At 52.2% G+C, this 16,107-nt stretch carries 17 protein-coding genes and 2 tRNA genes; 7 read left to right on the top strand and 12 right to left on the bottom strand.

Annotation, left to right across the window (positions count from 1 at the left end):
* Positions 1-98: 98 nt before the first annotated feature.
* Positions 99-174 (bottom strand) — tRNA-Asn (locus NNO08_RS16550).
* 6 nt (positions 175-180) lie between these two features.
* Here NNO08_RS16550 and NNO08_RS23215 point away from each other — a divergent pair.
* The 3 genes from NNO08_RS23215 to NNO08_RS16540 all read left to right on the top strand — a co-directional run bounded on the left by NNO08_RS23215 (position 181) and on the right by NNO08_RS16540 (position 1,997).
* Positions 181-288 (top strand): DUF5951 family protein, encoded by a 108-nt coding sequence (locus NNO08_RS23215; protein WP_353655416.1) that lies wholly within the window; start codon positions 181-183, stop codon positions 286-288.
* A 46-nt stretch (positions 289-334) separates the two neighbouring features.
* Positions 335-1,822 carry an EmmdR/YeeO family multidrug/toxin efflux MATE transporter gene (locus NNO08_RS16545; protein WP_333908955.1) on the top strand — a complete coding sequence of 496 codons (1,488 nt, stop codon included), beginning with the start codon at positions 335-337 and terminating at the stop codon, positions 1,820-1,822.
* Between the two features lie 99 nt (positions 1,823-1,921).
* A tRNA-Asn gene (locus NNO08_RS16540) sits at positions 1,922-1,997 on the top strand.
* Positions 1,998-2,105: 108 nt separating this feature from the next.
* Here the strand turns inward: NNO08_RS16540 and NNO08_RS16535 are convergent.
* The 3 genes from NNO08_RS16535 to NNO08_RS16525 form a co-directional block, all read right to left on the bottom strand.
* Positions 2,106-3,131, bottom strand: coding sequence for an AbrB family transcriptional regulator (locus tag NNO08_RS16535; RefSeq protein WP_271457124.1), 1,026 nt, complete (start codon positions 3,129-3,131; stop codon positions 2,106-2,108).
* Between the two features lie 75 nt (positions 3,132-3,206).
* Positions 3,207-3,416, bottom strand: a complete 210-nt coding sequence (locus NNO08_RS16530) for a 4-oxalocrotonate tautomerase family protein (RefSeq protein ID WP_271441843.1) — start codon at positions 3,414-3,416, stop codon at positions 3,207-3,209.
* Positions 3,417-3,565: 149 nt separating this feature from the next.
* A complete protein-coding gene (locus tag NNO08_RS16525; RefSeq protein WP_271457123.1) occupies positions 3,566-4,753 on the bottom strand; it encodes an MFS transporter in 1,188 nt (395 codons plus the stop codon).
* A 107-nt stretch (positions 4,754-4,860) separates the two neighbouring features.
* On the opposite strand from NNO08_RS16525, the gene NNO08_RS16520 reads away from it, so the two are divergent.
* From NNO08_RS16520 to NNO08_RS16505, 4 genes are all read left to right on the top strand, one after another.
* On the top strand, positions 4,861-5,733 hold the full coding sequence (locus NNO08_RS16520) for a LysR family transcriptional regulator (RefSeq protein ID WP_271457122.1): 873 nt from the start codon (positions 4,861-4,863) through the stop codon (positions 5,731-5,733).
* A 236-nt stretch (positions 5,734-5,969) separates the two neighbouring features.
* The gene (locus NNO08_RS16515) at positions 5,970-7,007 is read left to right on the top strand and encodes an extracellular solute-binding protein (RefSeq protein ID WP_271457121.1); all 1,038 of its coding nucleotides are present in this window, start codon (positions 5,970-5,972) and stop codon (positions 7,005-7,007) included.
* Positions 6,991-8,679, top strand: coding sequence for an ABC transporter permease (locus tag NNO08_RS16510; protein WP_271457120.1), 1,689 nt, complete (start codon positions 6,991-6,993; stop codon positions 8,677-8,679). The genes NNO08_RS16515 and NNO08_RS16510 overlap by 17 nt, the downstream gene beginning before the upstream one ends.
* A 10-nt stretch (positions 8,680-8,689) precedes the next feature.
* Positions 8,690-9,379 (top strand): ABC transporter ATP-binding protein, encoded by a 690-nt coding sequence (locus NNO08_RS16505; RefSeq protein WP_271457119.1) that lies wholly within the window; start codon positions 8,690-8,692, stop codon positions 9,377-9,379.
* Between the two features lie 23 nt (positions 9,380-9,402).
* Here the strand turns inward: NNO08_RS16505 and ldtA are convergent, their stop codons facing one another.
* From ldtA to NNO08_RS16465, 8 genes are all read right to left on the bottom strand, one after another.
* Positions 9,403-10,329, bottom strand: coding sequence for a L,D-transpeptidase (gene ldtA, locus NNO08_RS16500; RefSeq protein WP_271457118.1), 927 nt, complete (start codon positions 10,327-10,329; stop codon positions 9,403-9,405).
* Positions 10,330-10,447: 118 nt separating this feature from the next.
* Positions 10,448-11,512: a nicotinate-nucleotide--dimethylbenzimidazole phosphoribosyltransferase gene (cobT, locus tag NNO08_RS16495; RefSeq protein WP_271457117.1), complete on the bottom strand. Its 1,065-nt coding sequence runs from the start codon at positions 11,510-11,512 to the stop codon at positions 10,448-10,450.
* A gap of 24 nt (positions 11,513-11,536) precedes the next feature.
* Entirely contained in the window at positions 11,537-12,280 is a 744-nt protein-coding gene (cobS, locus tag NNO08_RS16490) for an adenosylcobinamide-GDP ribazoletransferase (protein ID WP_271457116.1), read from the bottom strand.
* On the bottom strand, positions 12,277-12,822 hold the full coding sequence (gene cobU / locus NNO08_RS16485) for a bifunctional adenosylcobinamide kinase/adenosylcobinamide-phosphate guanylyltransferase (protein WP_271455290.1): 546 nt from the start codon (positions 12,820-12,822) through the stop codon (positions 12,277-12,279). Before cobU ends, cobS begins: the two co-directional genes overlap by 4 nt.
* Positions 12,819-14,339 (bottom strand): cobyric acid synthase, encoded by a 1,521-nt coding sequence (locus tag NNO08_RS16480; RefSeq protein WP_271457115.1) that lies wholly within the window; start codon positions 14,337-14,339, stop codon positions 12,819-12,821. Before NNO08_RS16480 ends, cobU begins: the two co-directional genes overlap by 4 nt.
* Entirely contained in the window at positions 14,336-15,151 is an 816-nt protein-coding gene (locus tag NNO08_RS16475) for an energy-coupling factor ABC transporter ATP-binding protein (protein ID WP_271457114.1), read from the bottom strand. The genes NNO08_RS16480 and NNO08_RS16475 overlap by 4 nt, the downstream gene beginning before the upstream one ends.
* 8 nt (positions 15,152-15,159) lie before the next feature.
* Positions 15,160-15,837 (bottom strand): energy-coupling factor ABC transporter transmembrane protein, encoded by a 678-nt coding sequence (locus NNO08_RS16470; RefSeq protein WP_271457133.1) that lies wholly within the window; start codon positions 15,835-15,837, stop codon positions 15,160-15,162.
* On the bottom strand, positions 15,824-16,105 hold the full coding sequence (locus NNO08_RS16465) for an energy-coupling factor ABC transporter substrate-binding protein (protein ID WP_202038914.1): 282 nt from the start codon (positions 16,103-16,105) through the stop codon (positions 15,824-15,826). The genes NNO08_RS16470 and NNO08_RS16465 overlap by 14 nt, the downstream gene beginning before the upstream one ends.
* Positions 16,106-16,107 lie beyond the last annotated feature (2 nt).

Here is a 16,107-nt window from a genome sequence, read left to right as displayed (position 1 = left end):
TACCCAGTCTGTAAATCCACTTGCATGTCAGGTGGATTTACCGAAAAGCTAAAAAGCAAAAAGCCCGCTTAAGTTTCCTTAAGCGGGCTTCTTAAATATGGCTCCTCTGACTGGACTCGAACCAGTGACATACGGATTAACAGTCCGCCGTTCTACCGACTGAACTACAGAGGAATCGTTGTGGAGGCTTATCTTAGCGGCGAAAAAACTTTTGTCAAACCCCAATTCCTACATTGGGGATCAATTGATGCTTCTCTCGACAGTTTGTTGCATTTACAGACATTTTAAATGGAAAAAACTTTGCAGCTTTTTTGATTCTCCCTCATCATTTGAAATGAGGTTTCAACTTTCTTCATTAAGGTCCACTTTGAACGTCTCCGCAGCCTTACGCCAGGTCGCATCCCGCACGCCCTGGTATGCCAAACGCAAGCGTTATAAAGTTCTCTTTTGGCGCGAAATTACCCCGCTTGCTGTCCCCATTTTTCTGGAAAACACCTGTGTACTCTTGATGGGAGTACTGAGCACCTTCCTGGTGAGTTGGTTGGGTAAAGAAGCGATGGCAGGCGTCGGGCTTGCCGATAGTTTCAACATGGTCATCATGGCATTTTTCGCCGCCATCGACCTTGGCACGACGGTGGTGGTTGCTTTTAGTCTCGGAAAGCGCGATCGCCGACGCGCCAGAGCCGCAGCCAGACAATCACTGGTGATCATGACGATATTTGCTGTCGTACTGGCGGCGGTGATTCACTATTTCGGTAAGCAGATTATTGATGTCGTTGCAGGAGAAGCCACCCCTGATGTAAAAGCGCTGGCGCTAACCTATCTGGAATTAACCGTGCTTAGCTACCCTGCTGCGGCAATTGCGTTAATTGGCAGCGGCGCACTGCGCGGTGCCGGAAATACCAAAATACCGTTATTGATTAACGGTGGTATGAATATTCTGAACATTATCATCAGTAGCATCCTGATCTACGGCATTTTTTCCTGGCAAGGGCTGGGATTCGTCGGCGCAGGTCTGGGGTTGACGATTTCACGTTACATTGGTGCCATCGCCATTGTATGGGTGCTGATGATTGGATTTAACCCCGCGCTGCGCATTCCCCTGAAGAGCTATTTTAAGCCGCTGAATCTTGCCATCATCTGGGAAGTCATGGGGATTGGTATTCCTGCCAGTATAGAGTCAGTCCTGTTTAACGGTGGCAAGTTACTTACGCAGATGTTTGTTTCAGGTATGGGTACCAGCGTAATTGCCGGTAACTTCATTGCCTTTTCGATAGCGGCACTGATCAACCTGCCGGGAAACGCTTTAGGTTCCGCGTCTACCATCATTACTGGCAGACGTCTGGGAAATGGACAGATTGCTCAGGCGGAAATCCAGTTGCGGCATGTATTCTGGCTCTCCACAATCGGATTAACCGCCATCGCCTGGTTAACCGCCCCGTTTGCTGGCGTGATGGCTTCGTTTTATACCCACGATCAGGATGTAAAAGAGGTCATTGTCATCCTGATTTGGCTGAACGCGGCATTTATGCCGATATGGGCAGCATCATGGGTTCTTCCTGCTGGATTTAAAGGTGCACGTGACGCCCGTTTCGCTATGTGGGTCTCCATGTTGGGGATGTGGGGCTGTCGTGTTGTCGCCGGCTACACCCTCGGGATCGTATTAGGATGGGGTGTCGTAGGCGTCTGGATGGGGATGTTCTTCGACTGGGCAGTACGGGCCGCGTTATTTTACTGGCGCATGATCACAGGCCGGTGGCTGTGGAAATACCCACGTCCTGAACGTGAAAAGTGTATAAAACAACCGTCTGCGTCTGAATAAGCGACGAAATGAAGAATATTTCAGCAAACGATCGCAAATATTTATTCAGGCTTTGACAATGCAGACAGGCATCGCTAACATTCGCCCCGTTCACACGATTCCTCTGTAGTTCAGTCGGTAGAACGGCGGACTGTTAATCCGTATGTCACTGGTTCGAGTCCAGTCAGAGGAGCCATATTTAAGAAGCCCGCTTAAGGAAACTTAAGCGGGTTTTTTGCTTTTCTGCCACTGCTCATTGCGCATATTAAAGCATCAGGCCAGGCTGGCTTTCGTCTGCAGATTGTTAATCTACTCTCATCTGTCTTTTTCGAAATAGAACCATTGCAGGTACGGTATGAATCAGCAGCATACGAATAATATGGTTAGCCATAACAAAACTCGCGTCTGCTTTTAACGCCAGCGCTGCAAATGACATCGATTCCACGCTGCCAGGCACCCAGGAGAGCATTAACACCGGGAAAGGATAGTCCAGCAAACGCGCGGTGATAAATGCCATGAATACCGTCACCCCTACCCCTATCAAGACAAGCTGAGCCGATGACCAGAGATGACGGCCAAATTCAGCCATCGAAAACGTCGTAAAATGGTGCCCCAGCACGATCCCCATCAACACCATGCTAAGTTGGTTAAAAAGATCGGGAAAAATGAGCGGCTGCGAAGATAACGTGTGCAACGCCGCTGCGCAGATCAGCGAGGTGATCATATAGGGCGCCGGAAAATGTAAGCGCGCCAGGAATTTCCCCGTTATATATCCTGCTACTACCATTCCCGCTAACCACAGCAGATTGTGGCCGGAGAAAAAAACGGCTGGAGTCGATGCCAGAACATCTGTGGATGCGCCACGGGTGAAATAGCCGGCCAGAAACGTCAGGGTAATGAGACGCAGAAAATGCGAGATAACAATCTTTTGTGGCGGAGTCTTAATATGGGAGGCTAGCGCCAGTACCGCCGCCATCGCTCCGGGCACCGCCCCCAAAAGCGCCTCCTCTTTACTCCAACCCAACCGCCGTACACACCAGAAGTAGCTCAAGGTAAATTGTAAAGATAAGCAGAGTAATAACAGAGCAAAAAAAAGACTGAGCTGATGATGTTCTCCATATGAAAAATCCCTAAACATCATCCCGATTGAGATACCGAGAGAAAGCTGGATAACCGTTATACTCCCCGGCATTGAGGCTACGGAGATCCCAACCCGCTTAAGTATAATTACGGTAAAGAGGGCACCAAACATCATACCTAGTGGAACATAGCAGAAAGTGAACCCCTGCCCGACAAGAAAACAGAGGATAATACCTGCCAATACTCTCATCGACGCCCTCTCCAGGCCGATTGTTCAATCACAAACTGATATCTGGCGAGGAACCCACGTTCCCCACCATCAGATTCACCCTTTACTGGCTTTTTTACGCAATTCAGTCACCGGTACGCCACCAATCCCCCAGTTATCGGTTTCGACTTCGTCAATAACCACAATAGTTGTATTGGGATTTTTGTTAAGCACATCCACCAGTAACTGAGTTACACCTTCCATCAGCTGTTTCTTTTGTTTATCGGTAGCACCTTCTTTGGTGATCTTAATATTTACGTAGGGCATAGAAACTCCTGTAAACCAGATAATTATGGGAAATGCGCACAGATAGAACAGCACACACGTTAAACGGCAGAACAGAGTCATAATGCTTTTGAAAACGAGTTCTGCCGGAAGAACTATTAAGGACACTAGCTGAAATATAACTATTGTCATTATTTTCTAAAATAACCAGAATATTTAACTTTGTTGTATTGTAAATAACTCATCGCTGCGGCGATAAATAACGAGGCGGCCCCCAGCAATATGGAGTAAGTCATGCCATTTTTATTACTCTGAAAGACACTGACGACTAATGGGCCGAGGATTTGCCCTATCCCATATGTCAGCGTAACAAGACCGAGGAGATTAATTTTTTGGGGCGCGCTTATTTTTCTAGCCAGCGGCATGACTAATGAGCTTGTACCCATAAATGTGCCACCAAATCCAATGCAGCTAATGGTTAACAGCAGTGGCGAGTTAATAAATATGGCCATGACTACGCAACTCGCTTGCACAATTAAGTTAATACTCAGGCAGAATAATATATTCCATTTGCGAGCCGCCCAGAGCCAGCCATAGCAGCCAGGAATAACGGCAAGACCGACAATAGACCAGATATGGTCGGCTAAAAAAGTGTTGCCAACACCCCGGGCCATTAACGGCAAATACGTGGCGACAATAATATAACCGAACCCCGCCAGGCCATACAGTAAGGCTAAATTCCACCACTGGATATCCGACTCCGCGCCTGCGGCAGCTTTTACTGGGGGGATCATATGTTTATCTTTCGGCAATAGCATCGTCAGTATGACGAAAAGTATCGCTGAAACGATGGCTGCGCCAATCCACAACACATGTGAATTTAAGGCGTAGGATACGCCAGCAATGACATATTCATTGCCGATAAAAATGCCCATTCCTACGCCCGAAAACAAAGAGGCGATAACAAAAGGGTTATGGGTATGCTGCAAGACCAGCATTGAACCAAATATCATCATTCCCGCGCTTGCCACACCTGCGAGGAACCTGATTAACAAAACAATTTCTGGCTGGGTCACTTTTGCCATCAAAAAAATCAGCATGACGGTAAGTAGTGCTGAGACCAGTAACGACACTCTTAATTTATTGACCGCGCTAAAAATACCAAAAGAAAAAAGGAGGCTGCCAACAAGGTAACCTGCGTAGTTGGCGCTGGCAATTATAGATAATTGTGAAAAGGTGAGCAGTCCTTCATGAAGCATAACCGGGAGCATAGGCGTATATAAAAAGCGCCCAATGCCCATTCCTAAGGTCAAGACGACCATACCAAATACAGCAGTACGCAACTGACGGAGGCCAACAGCACTGTGATCGAGATCCATATTTTGGCCTCAAAAGACGAATTAAGTTTGATTGTTATCTTACACAAGGAAATGATAATAAAAAGTTAATAAAAATGACGAAAACATTCACTTTGAGTGATGCTTCTATGAACAGTACCTCTCTGAATTTGTTTAAAACGGTGGCGGAAACGGGCTCCATATCCGCTGCTGCACGCAGTCTGCACTGCGTTTCTTCTAATGTCACAACCCGCCTTAAACAGCTGGAAGCCAGCCTTGATGTCTCTCTGTTTGTGCGCGAGAAAAATCGACTCTACATTACCCCTGAGGGCGAGCTGCTTCTGCGCTACGCCAACAAAATTCTGGCGTTGTTAGAGGAAGCGGAATTGTCCATGCTGGGAACAAAAGTGGCGGGGCCATTGCGTATTGGTGCAATGGAAACGACCGCAGCGGTACGTCTCCCTTCGATACTGGCGAATTTCCACCGAGAAATGCCTTCCATTGAGTTAAACCTGAAAACCTCCCCTACTGAGGTGCTGGTGCAACACATTCTGAACAATGAACTGGAAATCGCATTCGTTGCCGATCATCAGGGGCTGCATATGGAAAATTCGCCCCTGCAATCACATGTGTTATGTCAGGAAACGCTGGTACTGGTAACGGCGGCAGAGCACCAGAATGTCATTACTGGCGCTGACCTCCAGGTGACAAAGCCGCTGGTCTTTGTTAAAGGGTGTAACTATCGCTCCCGCCTGGGAGAATGGCTGCGCCTACAGGGGGTCGATTACGCCGATCCTCTGGAATTTGGCTCTTTTCAGGCGATCCTTGGTTGTGTGAGTGCCGGGATGGGGATTGCGCTGTTGCCGGAAAGTGTTGTCAGACAGTATGAAAATAACTTCCCTATCCGAAGTCATACGATTACGCCACAGATAGGTAAAGTGAACACCATGATGATATGGCTAAAAAGCCGCGAAGTCAGCCGGGTACTTAATCACTTTGTCTCGTTTATTACACGGGCTTAAGCGATTGCATCTGGTAACGCCAGGCAGACGGCAAACCTGTGTATTCATGGATGCTAAATATCTTATCCATAACAGGGGCAGGCAACTTCACACCGTTGATTAAAGTTATGTAAATGTAAATTATTTACACTTTGCAATGATTGTAATTGCTAGTGATTATCATTTATTGTACGCAGGCAAAAAAATGAGCCCCTGCTCGGGTCACTGTACGTTCCAATTACGCTGGGATATAAACGATGAATGCTCTGCCTCGCACTGGACTGCGCCGTATCACGCTTGCTTCTGCTCTGGTCCTCTCTGTCAGCCTGCCGGCTTTCGCTCAGGATGCGTTAACGCTGTATACCACCCGTGAACCGGGTCTGATTCAGCCCCTGCTGGATAGCTGGACGAAAACCAGCGGTATAAAAGTCAACACGGTCTATATCAAGGACGGCATGCTTGAGCGTGTTAAAGCGGAAGGTAAAAACTCCCCTGCCGACCTGCTGATGACCGTTGACGCCGGGAATCTTATCGATTTAGTTGACGCTGGTGTGACACAACCCGTAGAGTCAGAAGCACTGAAAGCTGCTATTCCGGCCAATCTCCGCGGTGCAGATAACCAGTGGTTTGCGCTGTCAATGCGTGCGCGTGTGTTGTACGCCGAGAAGTCAATGCCAATCGATAACTGGCATTACGAACAACTCGCCAACCCTGAGTACAAAGGCAAAGTCTGTATCCGCTCCGGACAACATCCGTATAACACTGCATTGATTGCCGCCATGATCGCACATCACGGTGAAGCAAAAACGGAAGAATGGCTGCGTGGCGTGAAAGCGAACCTGGCACGTAAAGCGACCGGCGGCGACCGAGACGTTGCCCGTGATATCCTCGGGGGCATTTGCGATATTGGCCTGGCGAACTCCTATTACGTCGGCCATATGAAAAATGCCAAAGAAGGCAGCGATGCACGCCAATGGGGTGATGCAATTAAAGTCGTCAAGCCGACCTTTGAAAATGGCGGCACGCACGTCAATATCAGCGGCGCTGCAGTAGCACGCTATGCCCCCAATAAAGCCGATGCCGTTAAGCTGATGGAATATCTGGTTTCCGCACCTGCCCAGCAGCAGTACGCGAAAGCGAACTTCGAATACCCGGTACTGAAAGGCGTCACTCTCGACCCAGTGATCAACGCGACAATTGGTGAAATCGACGTCGATAAAATTCCGTTAACCGAAATTGTGAAATACCGTAAACAAGCAAGTCTGCTGGTAGATAAAGTTGGATTCGATCAATAAACTTCTGCAATTTCCGACGTTACGCGGCCTGGTTTCCGGGCCGCAGTCATTATTAACGCCGTTGCACCTTGGGGCGCTTTGCATTGCGCTTGGCGTCCTGACTCCCATCATTGCGCTTATCTGGCAAGCTACCCAGTCGGATTTATCACACTGGGACAATCTCATTACGTTTGTACTACCTGCAGCATTAAAAAATACCGTGCTGCTATTAGTCGGTGTTGCCGTATTGGTTGGCGTGATTGGTGTAGGCAGCGCCTGGGCCGTCACAGCATGGGACTTTCCTGGACGTAAGATCCTCAGTTGGGCGTTGCTGCTGCCGCTGGCGATGCCAACCTACATCGTCGCCTTTGCCTGGCTCGATCTGCTGCATCCGATCGGCCCTCTGCAAACCTTTATCCGCTTCCTGCTGGGCTTTGACAGTCCACGACAGTTCCGGCTACCGGATTTGCGCTCGCTTGCCGGCGCGATTATTTTGCTCGGTTTAGTGCTCTACCCTTACGTCTATCTGACGACCCGCGCCACCTTTATAAGTCAGCCGGCCCATTTACTGGAGGCTGCCCGCACGCTGGGATGTAGCGCTACCGGGACGTTCTTCCGTGTCGCCCTGCCAATGGCGCGCCCGGCACTGGCTGTCGGCATCAGCCTGGCACTTCTGGAAACGCTCAACGATATTGGTGCATCGGAGTTCCTCGGCGTACAAACGCTAACCGTTACCGTCTACACTACGTGGATCTCTCGCTCTGATTTATCCGCCGCTGCACAAATCGCCTGCATGATGCTGATGTTTATCTTCTTCATTCTGACGCTGGAATTTTACGGACGCAGAAAGCAAGGATTCAGCAGCCGCAGCCTGCGGGAAATCCAACCTACTCGCGTGCACGGCTGGCGTGGCTGGCTACTTGGCGCTGTCATTTCGCTACCCGTTATATTGGGCTTTGTGGCCCCGGTTCTCTTTTTGATGTGGGAAAGTGCCAAACGCTTAGGGGACACGAGCCCACTGTCCGCCTCGTTGCTTTCAGCATTACAAAATACGCTCTTGCTGGCAGCAGGCACCACGCTGGTGGTGATTTGCGTCAGCTTGCTGGTCGCCTGGAGCGCACGCCATAGCGCGGCAGACAACGCGATGCCAGGCTTTCGTCGTGGCGTGATGCGTCTGGCCTCCCTCGGTTATGCGGTGCCCGGAACGATTCTGGCGATTGGTTTTTTGCCCCCAGCGATGGCTGTCGATCGTTGGCTGGCCGACTTACTGGATATTCGCGGGTTACCGCTGATGTCTGCCGGTATTTTGTTGGTCATTTGCTGCGCGATGCGCTTCCAGGCAATTGCCATCGGCGCGCTGGACTCCGGTCTGGGCCGCATTCCGCCGTCACTCGAACAGGCTTCACGCTTGCTCGGCGAAAACGGTGCCGGAACATTTGCCCGCGTTCATTTTCCGTTACTGCGTCCGGCATTAGTGAGCAGTGCATTGCTGGTTTTTGCCGATGCGATGAAAGAACTGCCAACAACGCTGCTGTTGCGCCCGGTAAATTTCGAAACACTGGCCACTCTGCTGTATGCAGAAGCCGCCCGCGGAACCTATGAAGAAGGCGCGATTGCCGCGCTGCTGATTGTTTTAGCAGGTACACTGCCCGTTATATTGTTGGTGCGTCACCAGATGACTCGCCGTGGTTAAGAGAGCAACAATGTCAGAAATCGCATTACGACTCCAGGACGTGCACGTTGCCTACGGCAACAGCCAGCAACCGGTCCTGACCGGATTCTCAATGTCGGTACGCAAAGGGGAAATTGCTTGTCTGCTTGGCGCTTCAGGCTGTGGGAAAACAACGGTATTGCGTGCAGTTGCCGGTTTTGAACGACTGCAGTGTGGAGAGATCTATGTCTCAGAGCGCCGTATCGCTGGCCCCGGCGTTCATTTGCCGCCGGAAAAACGTCATGTCGGCATGGTCTTTCAGGAATACGCCTTATTTCCCCATCTGACAGCACAACAAAACGTTGCCTTCGGTTTACGGCGTATGCCACGCGAAGCGCAGCAGGCCAGAGTGACAGAGCTGTTGAAAATGGTGGAATTGCACAGTCATGCTAACCATTACCCCCATGAGCTTTCTGGCGGGCAGCAGCAGCGCATCGCGTTAGCCCGTGCGCTGGCGCCACACCCGGAAATTTTACTGCTGGATGAGCCCTTCTCCAGCCTGGATAAGCGCACACGCGAGCGCCTTGGTAATGAGGTTCGGGATATTTTACGGGCTGCCGGCCAGACCGCGCTGCTGGTTACCCACAGCGAGCACGAAGCTCAGTTGATGGCGGACCATATCGGTTTTGTAAAAATGGGGCAGTATCAGCTTAAAAAAGCGGCCCACCATAGCCAGAGCTAAGAAAGAGCCGCGTAGTAACATTGCTAATGTGCCTGCACCAGACTGATATTCACCGGCATCCCGGAACGGCGTTCCAGTGCCTGATTCCCACGATTCACATCCACGTCATTCCCGCTGATAAACGTACGCAAAACGGGGGTGACGGGCAGCGGAACCTTTCTGTCAGATTCATATTCGGAGCGATTGCGGGACAGCGGTTCATGAACCTCAACCCAATGGCTACCGTCTGGCTCGGTGCTGAATTTTACCGGTCGGTCAATAATCTGAACACGCGTGCCAACCGGCACAGTATCAAACAGGTATTTGATGTCGTCATTACGCAGACGGATACAGCCCTGGCTCACGCGTAGCCCAATACCGAAGTTGGCATTAGTACCATGAATGGCGTACAACCTGCCGATATAGATAGCGTACAGTCCCATCGGATTGTCTGGCCCGGCAGGCACAAACGCCGGTAAGCTTTCCCCACGAGCAGCATACTCCCGCCGGGTATTTGCCGTGGGCGTCCAGCTTGGTGCTTCCTGTTTACGTTCGACCGCCGTGACCCAGTTGCGCGGCGTTTCCCTCCCGGCCTGCCCAATACCAATAGGTAACACCTCTACCGTATTGGCGCCCTCAGGGTAATAGTAGAGCCGCATTTCCGCGACGTTGATAACGATGCCTTCACGTACGGTATCAGGCAATATCAATTGTTGTGGCACCACCAGTGTGGAACCCGACTTTGGCAGAAACACATCCACACCAGGATTGGCTTCGAGCATGTTGCTCAATCCCTGTCCATACTGTGCGGCAAAAGCCTCCAGGGGCTGAGTGTTACCAGCGGGAATTGTTATCGTCAGAGGACTTCCCACCAGACGGCTGCCCTCAGGAGGCAATGGGTAGCTCACCGCCTGCGATCCCTGACTCGCGAGCAGCATAACAAAAGCACACAGCAGTTTTACACGACGCATCTTTTTCCTTTCCTTCGTCGCAGCAGACATCCGTTAAGTATAGCTTTTTTATCTGTTTTAGGGGGTTACGACGAGAATGCACATGAAAAACCCCGCCTTAAAGCGGGGTCGTGGGCGGCTACACTTCTTTGCCATCCGGTAATATAATATTACTGGCAGCTAACTGCCCCATATTGCTATACATCGCGCAGGCAGCTTCAACAATGGGCATCGCCAGCGCGGCACCACTGCCTTCGCCTAAACGCATTCCCATGTTGAGATACGGCTCCAGTTCCAGGTGCGCCAGTGCAGTACGAGCGCCCTTTTCGGCGGAGAAATGCGACGGGATCAGATAAGGTTTAATCTCCGGCGCTATCTGACAAGCAGCCAGTGCCGCTGAATAAGACAGGAAACCATCCAGGATGACCGGCAGACCGCAAGACGCCGCACCTAACATCACCCCCGCCATACCGACAAGATCAAAACCACCTACTTTTGCCAGCACATCAATACCATCACGGCTGTCCGGCTGGTTGACGGCAATGGCCCGGCGAACAACATCGACCTTATTTCCTACCCTTGAGAGCGGAAGGTTAGCACCAATACCCACCACATCCTCTGCATCGCTACCGGTTAACACACTGACAATCGCCGCCGCCGGCGTGGTGTTTGCCATGCCAAGCTCACCGACGCCAAACAATGTTACGCCATCATCCGCCAGTTCTCGGGTATACCGAATCACTTCCAGCAGCAGCTCTTCGGCTTGTGAGCGACGCATTGCCGGCCCTTGTGCAATATTGCCGCAACCGCGTGCTACGCGCATGTTCACTACGCCAGGAATGAGTTCGGCGTCAATTCCCACATCAATCACATGCACCTTTGCGCCAGCCTGAGCGGCCAGCACGCAGACACCGGTCGTTCCGCGCGTCATATTGGCCGCCTGAATCGCTGTAACGATCTTAGGCGAAACAGCAACACCTTCATCCCACACTCCGTGGTCGGCGCACATCACCAGCATCGCTTTCCCCCAGACATGCGGCACGCCTTTCAGGCCTGGCATACCGGCCAGTTGCACAGCGAGAGATTCGAGTCGCCCAAGACTTCCCGGCGGTTTAAGCAGTCCATCAATATGTTGCTGTGCGCGCAACATTGCAGCGCTATCGGGTGAAGGGATCGCGTGAAGTAAAGAGGATAAAGTCTGCATAAGGGTTCCAGTATGTTGACTGACTCAAAGCAGAGCCAGCAGGAAAACCAACTCGCCAAGTTCAATGGCCGCACCCAGCGTATCGCCGGTTTGCCCACCTAACGTGCGTTTTAATAACTGCCCAAGAATGAAGATCGCCACCAACGTAACGACCAGTGCTGCCACACCGCGCATGCCAGGAAGCAGGACGGCCGCCAGGATCGCCGTGAACCCCAACGTGACACAGGTTTGTCGTCCGGTAACTTTGCCAATAAAGACATTTCCCAGCCCTTCTTCGCGGGCATAACGGTGTCGATACATCAGCAAAACAGCACTACCCCGCCCAGCGACGCAGGCTGCAGCCAGTGCTGCCAGCATCGGCGTTCCGCGCAGCGCCAGTTCGCTCACCACCAGCACTTTGGCCAGTAGCACAAAGATCAGTGCCAGTCCGCCATGGGTCCCGAGTCGACTGTCGCGCATGATTTCCAGCATCCGTTCGCGTCGACGTGCAGAAAAAATGCCGTCACAGGTATCCGCCAGTCCATCAAGGTGAAAGCCACCGGTTAGCAGCGCCAGCGCCAGCACGGCAAACAGGGCGGCCAGAGGAATACCACACCAGGATTGCAGCACCATAAAGACCAGTCCCGCCAGCCCACCCAGCACAACACCTATAAGGGGGAACATAACGATACCGCGTGAATAATGCTCGAAATCCAGCCCTTGCGACCAACGCGTTGGAACGGGCAAACGGCTGATAAAAGAGAGCATTGCCCAAAACAACTTACTCATTTAATTTTGACTCCAATTCCTGATACCACCAGCCAGACCTCATCCGCTGCCGCCGCCAGGCGTTGGTTAACACGTCCGGCAATATCGCGGAAATGCCGCGCCAGACGGTTCTCCGGAACGATCCCCATCCCCACTTCATTTGTCACCAAAACAACTGTAGCCGGACAGCGCTGACAGGCCTCAATCAGCGTACGGATCTCCGCCTCAATGGCGCGTTCCATTGCTGCGTAATCCCAGCCGTCAGGATCGCTGTCACCGCCCAGTGCAAACAACTGGTTGGTCACCATCGTGGTGATGCACTCCAGCAGAATGGCTTCCTGCGGATCGTTCGCCGCCGTGATCAGTTCATCAAGATGTTGCCAACGCTCAGCAGTACGCCAGTGCGCGGGACGCCCATCGCGATGGTGCTGAATACGTGCTGCCATCTCCTCATCAAAAATCTGCGATGTGGCGATATACAGCACCTGCGGGGAATCGGCAATTAACGCTTCCGCATGTCGACTTTTTCCGCTGCGGGCACCGCCCGTCACCAGAATCATCATACGGGCTCCCGGTGCTGCTGCATGATGGTATAAATTTTCTCAATATCGATGTGTTGTCGCATCGCATCCGCCAGCAGATCAAACTGCTGCGATTTATATTGCGCGTATTGGAAAGTGGAATCCAGCGCGGTTAGCCCTTTGCGTTCACGCAGGCCGTTGACCAGCGCACGGGTGAATTCATCACTGTCAAACAGACCGTGCAGATAGGTACCCAATACCAGTCCATCTGAGCTCACCGCACCGTCAGCCATAGCACCACCGTTTTTATGCAGCGTCATGACGGGCTGGCAGTCATCTGTTAATTGCGTTTCACCCATATGAATTTCATAGCCGCGTACGGATAGCTCCGCAACACCCGCCAGCCAGTCCGGCAGCGTGGAAGACATCACCCCTGCCACCTGGGTCGTCGTTTTATGCTGGGCAAAATGGGTCACGATATTCAGCAGCCCGAGCCCCGGCAGCGTGCCGAGTCCTGACTCCACATCATCAATGATGGTGTCTCCGAGCATCTGGTAGCCACCGCAAATTCCGATCACCGGTACACGCTGACGGTGTAATTGCAACACGCCGTGGGCTATACCGCTTTCACGTAACCAGACCAGATCGCCCAGCGTATTTTTACTGCCCGGCAGGATCACCAGATCGGCTCCCGCCAGCTCCTCCGGGTGGCGCACATAGCGCACACGAACATCCGGTTGAGCGGCAAGCGCGTTGAAGTCGGTAAAGTTTGAGATATGTGGCAGTTGGACTACGGCTATCTCTATATCTCGCTTATCCGTGCGTATGTACTTCCCTTTTTGCAGTGCGACGCCATCCTCGTCTTCGAGGTCTACATCCAGCCATGGCATCACGCCCAACACCGGAACGCCGGTCAGCGCCTCAATTTGTTCAATGCCGGAGTGCAACAACGCCACATCACCGCGAAACTTGTTGATGATGACCCCTTTGACTCTGGCGCGTTCATGGTCGTGCAGCAGCGCCAGTGTGCCGTAAATGGAGGCAAATACCCCACCGCGATCGATATCCGCCACCAGGACGACCGGGCAGCGCGCCATCTCCGCCATCCCCATATTGACGATATCGCGATCGCGCAGGTTGATTTCAGCCGGGCTGCCCGCCCCTTCCAGCACGACAACGTCAAACTCCTGCGCCAGACTGTTATAAACTGAAATAATCTGTTCACGCAGCCGCGGTTTGTACTCGTGGTAACTGACCGCATCCATATCAGTTGCCACTTTGCCCATCAACACGACCTGTGCTTTACGATCGCTGGTCGGTTTAAGCAGCACAGGGTTCATACGCACATCCGGCGTTATCCCTGCCGCCTCAGCCTGAAATATTTGCGCGCGCCCCATCTCCTTTCCTTCCGGCGTAATGCCTGAGTTCAACGCCATGTTCTGCGATTTGAACGGCGCGGTACGCAATCCATCCTGATAAAAAATACGACACAGCCCGGCGACGAGCACGCTTTTGCCAACATCAGATGCCGTTCCCTGCAACATTATTGCCTGCGTCATGACGCCTCCTTCAGTGCGTTCTTTCGCATACAGCTAAAAAATTCAGCCTCTGTTTTACACAGCGGGAAACCCAGCTCGGTGTGCAATTTCACCAGCCATGGCTGAGTTAACCCAGCTTGTTCAATAAGATCGGTACGGGCGAACACGTCACCCGGCGTACCGTGCGTCAGCACTTCTCCGCGACGTAAAACGTACACCGCATCGCTGACTTCATAGATGAGATCGATATCATGGCTGGAAATAACCACATGATTACCTTGCGCCACGATGCGTTTGATAATCTCGATCATCTGCGTACGCCCTGATGGGTCGAGACCGGCGGTGGGTTCATCCAGTAACAAATACTGCGCTTGCAGCACCAGCGCCCCCGCAATCGCCACGCGCTTTTTTTGTCCGTGGCTGAGACACTGAATGGGCTGATGGCGAAAATGTTGAGCATCGACCAGCGTTAAGGCATCGTCCACCCGACGGGTAATTTCAGCCTCGTCCACGCCCAGATTACGCAGGCTAAACGCGATGTCACTATCGATATCGGTATAAAAGATTTGCTGATCGGGGTCCTGAAATACCGTTGCCACCTGCTGACGTAGCGCCAGCAGGCCGCGCTTGCTGTAATCCAGTGGTTTTCCTTGCCACATCACCGCCCCCTGTTGTGGGCGCAGTAAACCACTCAGGTTCATAAACAGCGTGGACTTCCCGCAGCCATTGGCCCCCACCAGTCCGGTGACGGCATGTTGAGAAAAGTCCAGCGTTAGCCCTTTGAGAATCGGGTCATCCTGGTAGCGAAACCAAAGCGCTGAGGTGGCAAGCATACTTTTCCTTACAGGTGAAAATCACCCTGATACAGTTTGATATCCAGTGTGGTGGTCATTTGCTGATAACGGATCAACACGCGGGTAAACAATAATCCCACCAGCATCGCCAAAGAGCGATAGCCCAACGGCAAGCTACGATAACCAAAACGCAGCGTTTGTGCGCGATGAATGGCGAGTGCCTCGTCTAACAGGATAAAAATAAATCGCCAGGTCAGCAGAATCAGCTCGGTCATCAGCCGTGGGACATGTGCACGTTTGAGCAGGATAATTAACTGCGGAAACGGTAAATTCAGCACCAGCCAGAACGTTGCAGCCAGCGCCGCAAGGCTTCGCCAGAACGTCTCATTGGCCGTGTGTATGCCCGATGCGGTGATCCCCAGCCAGAAACTGCCCACGGGCATGCTGGCCAGTAAGGTATGCGGGTCGCGACTGACGCTAAACAAAATCGTCACAACGCCCACCAGCAGAAAGCCAAACGGTAACGCCATCCAACGACACCAACGCCAGAAAGAAACCCGCAGTAACCAGCAACTGAGTACCGCTATCAGCAACATCTCGATACCCTGCCCCAGCGGGGGCAGAGTAAAGGCCAGAACCATCATCACCAGCCAGAGCAAGAATTTTCGCTGCGGTGAGACATGAAACCAGCGGCTCTGGTAGCTGAGTCTGTCAAGCCCGGTCATCACGGCGCTGCCTGCCCTTGGTATACCCCAGGATATAGAAAATCACGGCAGCCCCCAACGAACCCTGTAGCGTAAACAGCAGGCTTTCAATTTCACCGCTTGCAGGTTCATACAATGGCTGGAACCACGGCTCATAATGTGGCGCGATAGCCTGAATCTGGCTTTCCGCTTCACCGTCCGAACCGCCGTATTCTCCACCGTGGTTGATGAAAAACGGCAGGACCACCAGCGCAATGACCATCCCTAATAAAATCAGCGTCTTTTTCATCG

The sequence above is a fragment of the Citrobacter sp. Igbk 17 genome (assembly GCF_028069775.1).
Lineage (GTDB): Bacteria > Pseudomonadota > Gammaproteobacteria > Enterobacterales > Enterobacteriaceae > Citrobacter.
This window is presented reverse-complemented; position numbering and strand designations above follow the sequence as displayed.

What these genes read in the sequence shown, in the direction of transcription:
- NNO08_RS16515 (WP_271457121.1), top strand. Translation starts at nt 5,970, where the DNA reads ATGAATGCTCTGCCTCGCACTGGACTGCGCCGTATCACGCTTGCTTCT.
- NNO08_RS16465 (WP_202038914.1), bottom strand. Translation starts at nt 16,105, where the DNA reads ATGAAAAAGACGCTGATTTTATTAGGGATGGTCATTGCGCTGGTGGTC.
- cobT (WP_271457117.1), bottom strand. Translation starts at nt 11,512, where the DNA reads ATGCAGACTTTATCCTCTTTACTTCACGCGATCCCTTCACCCGATAGC.
- NNO08_RS16470 (WP_271457133.1), bottom strand. Translation starts at nt 15,837, where the DNA reads ATGACCGGGCTTGACAGACTCAGCTACCAGAGCCGCTGGTTTCATGTC.
- cobU (WP_271455290.1), bottom strand. Translation starts at nt 12,822, where the DNA reads ATGATGATTCTGGTGACGGGCGGTGCCCGCAGCGGAAAAAGTCGACAT.
- NNO08_RS16475 (WP_271457114.1), bottom strand. Translation starts at nt 15,151, where the DNA reads ATGCTTGCCACCTCAGCGCTTTGGTTTCGCTACCAGGATGACCCGATT.
- NNO08_RS16480 (WP_271457115.1), bottom strand. Translation starts at nt 14,339, where the DNA reads ATGACGCAGGCAATAATGTTGCAGGGAACGGCATCTGATGTTGGCAAA.
- NNO08_RS16545 (WP_333908955.1), top strand. Translation starts at nt 335, where the DNA reads ATGAGGTTTCAACTTTCTTCATTAAGGTCCACTTTGAACGTCTCCGCA.
- NNO08_RS16525 (WP_271457123.1), bottom strand. Translation starts at nt 4,753, where the DNA reads ATGGATCTCGATCACAGTGCTGTTGGCCTCCGTCAGTTGCGTACTGCT.
- NNO08_RS16535 (WP_271457124.1), bottom strand. Translation starts at nt 3,131, where the DNA reads ATGAGAGTATTGGCAGGTATTATCCTCTGTTTTCTTGTCGGGCAGGGG.
- ldtA (WP_271457118.1), bottom strand. Translation starts at nt 10,329, where the DNA reads ATGCGTCGTGTAAAACTGCTGTGTGCTTTTGTTATGCTGCTCGCGAGT.
- NNO08_RS16530 (WP_271441843.1), bottom strand. Translation starts at nt 3,416, where the DNA reads ATGCCCTACGTAAATATTAAGATCACCAAAGAAGGTGCTACCGATAAA.
- cobS (WP_271457116.1), bottom strand. Translation starts at nt 12,280, where the DNA reads ATGAGTAAGTTGTTTTGGGCAATGCTCTCTTTTATCAGCCGTTTGCCC.
- NNO08_RS16520 (WP_271457122.1), top strand. Translation starts at nt 4,861, where the DNA reads ATGAACAGTACCTCTCTGAATTTGTTTAAAACGGTGGCGGAAACGGGC.
- NNO08_RS16505 (WP_271457119.1), top strand. Translation starts at nt 8,690, where the DNA reads ATGTCAGAAATCGCATTACGACTCCAGGACGTGCACGTTGCCTACGGC.